Annotated in this window: 1 pseudogene (only partly in view); it reads right to left on the bottom strand. The window is 64.8% G+C overall.

What is annotated here, in order from left to right:
- Positions 1–465, bottom strand: a pseudogene (locus A2X88_02420) (hypothetical protein) (it extends 236 nt beyond the left edge of the window).
- Positions 466–864: the final 399 nt, after the last annotated feature.

The raw sequence follows: 864 nt of genomic DNA, 5'->3' as shown, positions 1-864 counted from the left end.
GTTTCCCGCGAAGTACCCCACGGAGAGGCGGCCGATGACAGGAAAGGTCCTGGCCAGCAGGCCGTAGACGATGTTCTGGTCGGTCACGTCGTTTTTCGTCCCGAAGTTGTACCCGCCCACGGCGATCGCCGGGGAGTGCTTGAAGAGTGCGTCCTCGGGAGTTCCTACCTTGGCGTTGAAATAGAGGGGGTAATCGTCCAGATCTCCCCCCAGATGGATCAGGTCGAACCCGACTTCCGCCTGGATCTTCTCGAACGGGAGGACGCCGCCGGTGAGGCCGAGCACCACGGCCGGGGCTACCTTCTCCCCCGCGTCGTTGCTTCTGGTGCGTACGTACGTGTCGAACCCGAAGTGGAGCGTCTTGAACTTCTGGATGTCCGTGGACGGGATCCAGATCTGGGTGGAGGGCGTCGCGCCCGCGATCCCCGCGGACAACACGGTTAGGACGGCGCAGACGATGGCGATGCCGGTTACGCGGTGGAACAGCCTGTCGGATCTCATGGGTCCCTCCTGAAGAAAGGAAATGGTTGTCGGGGGAGGGAAGAGCAGGAGCCGTGCCGCCCGAGGTCGGGGGATGCGGGGAGTTCCATAACCGGCAAGGCCGCAAGGGGAAACCGGGATCCGCGGGCCGCGGGAGGGGAGGAGAGCCGGTCCCGGAGGTGCCTACGTTATTGTCGCATTATCGACGGGATTGGCTGCTTGTGTTGCCTGCGCCGCTCGCCGGAATTTGCACCCTGTTGTGGGGACACTCCTCTCCCGCCACCCGGAATTGAACCAGGAATGTCCCCGCCGCCTCGTGGACCCCACCCCCGCATCGCTGCGGGTCCCCGACTGCCGGCGAAGCCAGCCGAAGGAGGGGGGATG

This window comes from Deltaproteobacteria bacterium GWC2_65_14, assembly GCA_001797615.1.
Taxonomy (GTDB): Bacteria; Desulfobacterota; Deferrimicrobia; order Deferrimicrobiales; family Deferrimicrobiaceae; genus GWC2-65-14.
This window is presented reverse-complemented; position numbering and strand designations above follow the sequence as displayed.